11 protein-coding genes and 1 tRNA gene are annotated in these 7,614 nt (G+C 68.3%); 10 read left to right on the top strand and 2 right to left on the bottom strand.

The window, feature by feature from the left end; translation table 11 throughout:
- The 4 genes from Q8M88_RS02275 to Q8M88_RS02290 all read left to right on the top strand — a co-directional run.
- Positions 1-1,162 (top strand): biotin/lipoyl-containing protein (locus tag Q8M88_RS02275; RefSeq protein ID WP_305594628.1); only part of this gene is annotated, 1,162 nt, incomplete at its 5' end.
- Positions 1,163-1,171: 9 nt separating this feature from the next.
- A complete protein-coding gene (locus Q8M88_RS02280) occupies positions 1,172-1,585 on the top strand; it encodes a DUF805 domain-containing protein (protein WP_305594629.1) in 414 nt (137 codons plus the stop codon).
- 2 nt (positions 1,586-1,587) lie between these two features.
- Positions 1,588-2,049, top strand: a complete 462-nt coding sequence (locus Q8M88_RS02285; protein WP_305594630.1) for a DUF1801 domain-containing protein — start codon at positions 1,588-1,590, stop codon at positions 2,047-2,049.
- A 7-nt stretch (positions 2,050-2,056) separates the two neighbouring features.
- Positions 2,057-2,509 (top strand): DUF1801 domain-containing protein, encoded by a 453-nt coding sequence (locus tag Q8M88_RS02290; RefSeq protein ID WP_305594631.1) that lies wholly within the window; start codon positions 2,057-2,059, stop codon positions 2,507-2,509.
- Positions 2,510-2,550: 41 nt separating this feature from the next.
- On the opposite strand, the gene Q8M88_RS02295 is transcribed toward Q8M88_RS02290, so the two are convergent.
- Entirely contained in the window at positions 2,551-2,694 is a 144-nt protein-coding gene (locus Q8M88_RS02295; RefSeq protein ID WP_305594632.1) for a hypothetical protein, read from the bottom strand.
- Positions 2,695-2,960: 266 nt separating this feature from the next.
- Positions 2,961-3,674, bottom strand: a complete 714-nt coding sequence (gene lipB / locus Q8M88_RS02300; RefSeq protein WP_305594633.1) for a lipoyl(octanoyl) transferase LipB — start codon at positions 3,672-3,674, stop codon at positions 2,961-2,963.
- Between the two features lie 55 nt (positions 3,675-3,729).
- Here lipB and Q8M88_RS02305 point away from each other — a divergent pair, with 55 nt between their 5' ends.
- The 6 genes from Q8M88_RS02305 to Q8M88_RS02330 form a co-directional block, all read left to right on the top strand.
- Positions 3,730-3,999, top strand: coding sequence for a FliM/FliN family flagellar motor switch protein (locus Q8M88_RS02305; protein ID WP_305594638.1), 270 nt, complete (start codon positions 3,730-3,732; stop codon positions 3,997-3,999).
- A gap of 63 nt (positions 4,000-4,062) precedes the next feature.
- Positions 4,063-4,147 (top strand) — tRNA-Leu (locus Q8M88_RS02310).
- Between the two features lie 58 nt (positions 4,148-4,205).
- Positions 4,206-4,508, top strand: a complete 303-nt coding sequence (locus Q8M88_RS02315) for a GIY-YIG nuclease family protein (RefSeq protein WP_305594634.1) — start codon at positions 4,206-4,208, stop codon at positions 4,506-4,508.
- A gap of 167 nt (positions 4,509-4,675) precedes the next feature.
- Positions 4,676-6,103 carry a magnesium transporter gene (gene mgtE / locus Q8M88_RS02320; RefSeq protein WP_305594635.1) on the top strand — a complete coding sequence of 476 codons (1,428 nt, stop codon included), beginning with the start codon at positions 4,676-4,678 and terminating at the stop codon, positions 6,101-6,103.
- 73 nt (positions 6,104-6,176) lie between these two features.
- A complete protein-coding gene (locus tag Q8M88_RS02325; RefSeq protein ID WP_305594636.1) occupies positions 6,177-7,160 on the top strand; it encodes a lysozyme in 984 nt (327 codons plus the stop codon).
- Between the two features lie 49 nt (positions 7,161-7,209).
- Positions 7,210-7,614 (top strand): acyl-CoA dehydrogenase family protein (locus Q8M88_RS02330; RefSeq protein ID WP_305594637.1); only part of this gene is annotated, 405 nt, incomplete at its 3' end.

Genomic DNA, 7,614 nt, shown 5'->3' on the forward strand with positions numbered 1-7,614 from the left:
CGTCGAATTCGTCGCTGGCCAGGATAAGAGCTTTTTCTTTCTGGAGATGAACACCCGCCTGCAGGTGGAGCACCCGGTGACCGAGTTGATCACCGGCGTCGACCTCGTGGAGCAGATGATCCGCTCGGCGGCGGGCGAGCCGCTGGCGTTCACCCAGGCCGACCTGAAGATCAAGGGCTGGGCGATCGAGAGCCGGATCTATGCGGAGGATCCCTATCGCGGTTTCCTGCCGTCGATCGGCCGCCTTGCGCGCTACCTGCCGCCGGCCGAGGGCGAGCATGACGGCGTCATCGTGCGCAACGACGCCGGCGTGCGCGAAGGCGATGAGATCTCGATGTTCTACGACCCGATGATCTCCAAGCTGTCGACCTGGGCCGACACGCGGCTGGCGGCGATCGACGCCATGGGCCGCGCGCTCGAGGACTTCCACATCGAGGGCCTGGGCCAGAACATCCCGTTCCTGGCCGCGGTGATGGACCAGGAACGCTACCGCTCCGGCGTGCTGTCGACCAACTACATCAAGGACGAGTTCCCGGACGGCTTCCACGGGACTGAACCCACGCCGTTCCAGTCGGACCTGCTGGCCGCGGTCGGCGGCGCCATGCACCGGATCGTCACCGCGCGTTCGGCGCCGCAACTGGTGCGCCAGGACTGGATCATCATCGTCGGCGAAGAAAAGCGCCAGGTGCGCCTGACCAACGGCGGCAACGCGTTCAACGTCAAGTTCATGCCCGAGGGCCGCACCCTTAGCCTCACCGACATCGTCTGGAAGCCGGGGCAGCCGACCTTCCGCGGCGCCCTCGACGGTCGGCCGTTCACCGTGGCGGTCAAGCCCGCGGCCGAGGGCTTCACGATCCGCCACCGCGGCGCGCAGGCCCGGGTTCTGGTGCTCACGCCGCGCTCGGCCGAACTGCACGACAAGCTGCCGCCCAAGCAGGCCGCCGACACCTCCAAGATGGTGCTGTCGCCGATGCCGGGCCTGGTGGTGACCCTGGACGTCGTCGTCGGTCAGGAGGTCAAGGTCGGCGAGCAGGTGGCGATCATCGAGGCGATGAAGATGCAGAACATCATCCGCGCCGAACGCGACGGCACGGTGAAGACCGTCGGGCCCCAGGCCGGCGACAGCGTCGCCGCCGACGAGGTGCTGGTGGAGTTCGCTTAGAGGCAGGCCATGGGCGCTGGGGTCGATTGGACGGCGGTGTTCTTCCAGGCGGGCGGCAGGCTCGCCAGAGGGCCGTTCCTGTTCGCCTCTGCGCTGCTGCTGATCGCCGGCGGCCTGTACGAGGCGGTCGCCGGGTCGGCGCTGCACTGGCTGACCGGCTGGGTGGTCTATCCCGCGCTGATCTATTGCGGAGCCTGCGTGCTGGCCAAGCGGCTGCACGACCGCGGGCGTAGCGGCTGGTGGTCGGCGCTGGTGCTGTTCGCGCTGGCGGGCCTGTGGCCGCAGTCGCCCGGCGGACTTGGCGTAGCGTTCGCCCTGGTGCTCGCCTGGGCCGTGGTCGAACTCGGCGCCATGCCGGGCGAGGAAGGGACCAACCGCTTCGGCACCAACCCCTTGCGACCCGCGCCCGCGGCGGTCGTCTAGCCATGGAGTGCAAGACGCCCCTAAAGCGGGCCAAGGCCGACGCCGCCAAGCCCGTCGATGGAAAGCCCGTCCTGCTCTCCGGCGGGAACCCGCAAATCGCCAAGGGTTTCGGCGACGCCCCGGTGCAGGCCTACATCGCCGCCATGCCGGGCTGGAAGCGCGACCTGGGCGCGCGCCTCGATGCGCTGATCACCGCCGCGATCCCCGACGTCAGCAAGGCCGTGAAGTGGAATTCGCCGTTCTACGGGCGCGAGGGCGAGGGCTGGTTCCTCAGCTTCCATTGCTTCACCCGCTACGTGAAGGTGGCGTTCTTCCGCGGCGCGGCGCTCGATCCGCTCCCGCCGGGCGCCTCGAAGCAGAAGGACGTCCGCTACCTCGATATCCACGAACACGACGCTCTGGACGAGGCGCAGCTCACCGCCTGGGTGAAGCAGGCCAGCGCCTTGCCCGGCGAGCGAATGTAAGCGGCCAATGGCCATCACCCCAGAGGCGCCGATGACCAACGCGACGGAAACCGAAGCCGGAGAGAACGCCACACAGTTGATCGACGGCCGTATCAAGGCGCTGGACGACTGGCGCGGCGAGACGCTCGCTCGCGTGCGCGCGCTGATCCACGAGGCCGACCCTGAAGTCGTCGAGGAATGGAAGTGGCGGGGCGTCCCGGTGTGGTCGCACGCCGGCATCCTGTGCACGGGAGAGAGCTATAAGGCGGTTATCAAGCTGACCTTCGCCAAGGGCGCGTCGCTGGCCGATCCCTCGGGGCTGTTCAACTCAAGCCTCGAGGGCAACACCCGCCGCGCCATCGACATCCACGAGGGCGAAGCGATCAACGAGCCGGCGCTGAAGGCGCTCATCACCGCCGCCGTGGCGCTGAACACGGCCAAACGTGCGCCCGCCGCGAAGAAGACGAAGGCGAGCGACTGACGTAGCCGCCAGCCTTCAGCATCCCCAACCGGCGGCCTGGCTCAGCGCGGCGAACGACCAGGCCGCATCGGTTCGCCGACCATCTCCAGCAACAGCGCCTGAAAATCGTCGGCCGACCTCGACGCGTCATCCACGTACGCCGCCAGTCGCTGCTCGCCGGCCGGTGTGAAGACCGGCGCCGCCATCGACCAGTTCGCGAAGGCGCGGGCTGCAATCGGCGCCCGGTTTGAGCGATGCAATGTTCGAAGCTGGGCTCATTGGATACGACGACAAAAGCGCTTTCATCGATGGGTCGAGGATGAAGACTAAGCGCGGGCGGCCCTACTAGCTCGCGGGACGTATCGCCCCGGCCCACCCGCCGCACGATCAGGTCGAGGGCTAGGGCGGCGATCATCGGGGCGGCGTCAGCGGCGCTGGTCATGGAGTGGTGTCCTGCACGCGCGCCGATTCGTCAGGCCGGCGGCTGTGCGTCGAGGGTGCTGCCGAAGATGTCTTCGAAGCTGGTCCGCAAGGCGACGTCGAACGCGGTCATGTTGGCGCGCGCGCCCAGGGCGGAGAGGCTGGTGACGCCGTGGTCGGTGACGCCGCACGGGACGATGCCGGCGAAATGCTCAAGGTCGGGGGCGACGTTGATCGACACCCCGTGGAACGACACCCAGCGCCGCAGCTTGACGCCCAGCGCCGCGATCTTGGCCTCGCCGCCCCCCGGCTGGTCAACCCAGACGCCGACGCGCCCGGCCCGCACCTCGCCGTGCACGCCGGCCCGGGCGAGGGCGGCGATCACCCAGGCCTCCAGGGCGCCCACGAAGGCGCGCACGTCGCGTGTCCGCCGGCTGAGGTCTAGCATCACATAGGCCACCCGCTGTCCGGGGCCATGATAGGTGTATTGACCGCCGCGGCCGCTCCGGAACACCTCGAAACGGTCCGGCTGCAAAAGGTCGGCGGCCTTGGCGGAGACGCCTGCGGTGTAGAGCGGCGGATGCTCCAGCAGCCAGACCAGCTCGTCCGCGCGGCCCTCGACGATCGCGGCGACGCGAGCCTCCATGGCGGCCACCGCCTCCGGATAGGCGACGGGCGCGGCCGACGTCGCCCACTGGACGAGTGCGGCGTCGTCGCGGCGGAAGATCGTCGCGGCGGCCGGGCTATTTAACGGGCGGTCAAGCATGTCGGCCCAATCTGGCCCTTAAGGCGGGGCGTGCAATGCCCGGCGTCGCGTTTCCATCGGAGCGAATATACAAGTGAGCCAGGTCAAAGCGGTGAATGTCGAGATCGCCGTGGTGCTCGGGCGCTCCACCTTGCCCATGCAGCAACTGCTGCGCATGGGTCGTGGCGCGGTGATTCCACTGGACGCCGGCGTCAGCGACGAGGTCTGGATCCTGGCCAACAACCATCCCGTGGCGCGCGGCGAGATCCACATCAACGACGACCGCATCTCAATCGAGGTGACGCGCGCAGCCGACGTGTTCGATTATAACGCCGGCGGCGTCTGAGCGTCCTTTCCAGGCGCCCTTCACAAAGCAGCAGGGGTTTGCTACCCCCGCGCCTCACCACGCGCGGTCGTGGCGGAATTGGTAGACGCGCAGCGTTGAGGTCGCTGTGGGGCAACCCGTGGAAGTTCGAGTCTTCTCGACCGCACCATCCTGCTTCGCCCTGCGGGCTTCGCAGGATCTGAAGCAGGTGACCGTGGCGAAGTAGGATGCCCTGCGAAGCCTTTGGCGTAGCAGGGCTGCTCTTCCGGAGCGCTCCTCTGCACTACGTCTATCTCCTTGTAACTCAGGAGAGCCCTTCTGAGCGCTACATCGGGGTCACGTCGGACCTTCGGGCTCGGCTTGCCGAGCACAACAGCGGCAAGTCCCCGCACACAGCGAAGTCCGGGCCCTGGAAGGTGGTCACCTACGTCGCCTTCTCCGAACGGCCGCAGGCGGAGGCGTTCGAGAAGTACTTGATATCCGGTTCGGGCCACGCTTTCGCTCGCAAACGACTTTGGCCGAGCGTCTGACGTCACGGAAATCGATCTTGCACAGCCTCAAGACGGGCTTTTCTTGCGCCGGTGCAGCATGTGGCGTTATGAGGCGGGCCGCGCTGGTGAATTCGGTCTTCTTGGCCGCACCAGTGAATCGGGGTCAGCAGAACTATCAGAGGTCTTTAAGCTAGCAGGGGGTCCGCATGAGCCGAGAAACGGCCGACCCGACCGCCTCCGAGCTTGATTCCGCCGTCGAGGCGGAAGACCTCGAAGACCTGGCTCTTGACGAGGACTACGCCCTCAACAGCGCCTATGTGCTGATGGTGCGTGACGCCATCGACCGCGGGGACGCCGAGCGTCTGCGCGAACTGCTGGACGCCTTGCACCCGGCCGACGTGGCCGATCTGATGGGCACCGTCTCGGCCGACGACCGCCAGGAGATCCTGCTGCACCTCGATCCCGAGGCGCTGCCCGAGTTGCTGTCCGAACTCGACACCGACATCCGCGAGGACCTGCTCGAACACGTGCCCTCGGCGACGCTCGCCAAGGCGCTGGGCGAGATGGACAGCGACGACGCCGCCGACGTGGTCGACGACCTGGAGGCCGACAAGCGCGCTCAGGTGCTGGCCGCCATGCCGGAGATCGAGCGCGCGGGCATCGAGACCTCGCTCGCCTACGAGGACGAGACCGCCGGCCGTCTGATGCAGCGCGAGGTGGTGGCGGCGCCGCAATTCTGGACCGTGGGCCAGACGGTCGTCCACGTGCGCCACGACAGCGACGAGCTGCCGGAACTGTTCTTCGACGTCTATGTGGTCGACCCCGCCTACCGGCCCGTGGGTGCGGTGTCGGTGAGCCAGCTGCTGCGGGCTGAAGCGCAGACGCCGCTGGCCCAGATCATGGAGGCGGTCACCGAGATCCCCGTCGGCATGGACCAGGAAGAGGTCGCCTATATCTTCGACAAGTACCACCTGATCTCGGCGCCGGTGGTCGAGCCGGGCGGCCGGCTGGTTGGACAGATCACCGTCGACGACATCGTCGGCGTCATCCAGGAAGAGACCGCCGAGGATATCCTGGCGCTGGCCGGGGTGTCGGACGCCGGCCGTGACGCGGGCGTCTGGGGCATCGTGCGCGCGCGCCTGCCGTGGCTGATCCTCAACCTGGCGACGGAGGCCGTGGCGGTGAGCGTGATCGGCGCCTTCCAGGACGAGATCGCCAAGCTGGTGACGCTGGCCATCCTGATGCCGATCGTCGCCTCGCTGGGCGGCAACGCCGGCACCCAGACCCTGGCGGTTGCGGTGCGTGCGCTGGCCAGCCGCGAACTCAACGCCGCCAACGGCGCGCGCATCGTCATGCGTGAGATGACCGTAGGCTTGATCAACGGCGGCGCGCTGGCGCTGGTGATGGCGATTGCGGTCGGCGTGTGGTTCCGCGATCCGCACCTGAGTCTCACCGTGGCCCTGGCCCTGGTGATCAACGTGTTCGTGGCCTCTGTGGCGGGCATCCTCGCGCCGCTGGCCCTGGACCGGCTGGGCCGCGACCCGGCGGTGTCGTCATCGGTGTTCGTGACCTTCGTCACCGACTTCATGGGCTTCCTGGCCTTCCTGGGCCTGGCGGCGATGATCCTGCTCTAGAACCGTTCGCCGGCCTCGATCTTGCGGAAGGTGGGGCGGACGCCTGCGCGTCTGTGTCAATCCGGGCCGAGGCATGAATCCCCGTCTGCAGCTTTCCCGAACCGCGATCGACCTGATCAAGCGGTTCGAGGGCTATCGCCGCACCGCCGCCCAGCTGCCCGATGGCGGCTGGACGATCGGCTATGGCCATACGCGCTCGGCGCGGGCCGGCGCCCAGGTCAGCGAGGCCGACGCCGAGGCGCTGCTGATCTACGACCTCATCGACATCACCCATGCCCTGAACGAGCACATCTACGCGCCGCTCACCCAGAACCAGTTCGACGCGCTGGCGAGTTTCGCGTTCAACATCGGCGTGCCTGCGCTGCGCACCTCGAGCGTGCTGCTGCGCCTGAACGAGGGAGCGCTGCTGCAGGCGGCGTCGGCCATGGAGCTGTGGCGCCGAGCGGAATTCGAGGGCGATCGGATCGTCGTCGACACCCTGGTGCGTCGGCGCGCGGCAGAAAAGGCGCTGTTTCTGACGCCGGAAGGCGGCGCCTGGGCGCCGGCCCCGAGCCCCGTCCTGCGACCGATGCTCGACGCCGAGACCGGCGCGGGACTGCTGCGCGAAGCCCCCGCGACGCTGGAGGCGCCGCTGGACGGCGACAGCGTCACCCCGGTGCGGACGTCGCCGCCGCCGCCACAACCCGTGCACACGCCATTGTCGCTGCACCGCCCGGCGGTCTTCCTCGACGAGGAGGCCCCGGCCGAGGAGCCCGCGCCCACCGCCGGCTGGATGACCGCACCGCTCAGCATAGGCGACGGCGCGCCGCGCTTCCCCCTGCGCTCCGCACCGATCCCGCGCGCGGCGATCGGCCCGATGGTGATCCTGGCTCTGCTGGGGGCGGTCCTGTTCGCCGGCGGCCTCTACTGGACTTTCGACATCGCGCCGGCGGCGCATCTCAGCCGGGCAGGGGCGCTGACCGTGGGCTGGATCGCCGGCCTGGCAGGCGTCGGCTTCTTCAGCCTCGCGGCCTACCGCCTGCTGCAGCGCCTCGTCCGCGACGACGACGCGTCATAACACCCTTCCATCTCTGTAAGCTCCGCTACGACCATGCTAGGGCTCGCGGATGATCCCAAACGACAAGGCGGGGCTGGATTTCAGCCTGGGCGAGGCCGCAGACGCGATCCGCGAGGCGGCGGAGCGGTTCTCACGCGAGCGGATCGCGCCGCTGGCCGCCGAGATCGATGCGACCAACACCTTCCCGCGCCAGCTATGGCCGCAAATGGGCGCGCTGGGCCTGCACGGGATCACCGTCGAGGATGAATTCGGCGGCCTGGGCCTCGGCTACCTCGAGCATGTCGTGGCCATGGAGGAGATATCGCGCGCATCCGCCTCGGTCGGTCTGTCCTATGGCGCGCATTCCAATCTCTGCGTCAACCAGATCAACCGCTGGGGCTCCGAGGTGCAGAAGCAGCGCTATCTGCCCAAACTCTGCTCGGGCGAGCATGTCGGCGCGCTGGCGATGAGCGAG

This window comes from Phenylobacterium sp., from assembly GCF_030693805.1.
GTDB lineage: Bacteria > Pseudomonadota > Alphaproteobacteria > Caulobacterales > Caulobacteraceae > Phenylobacterium.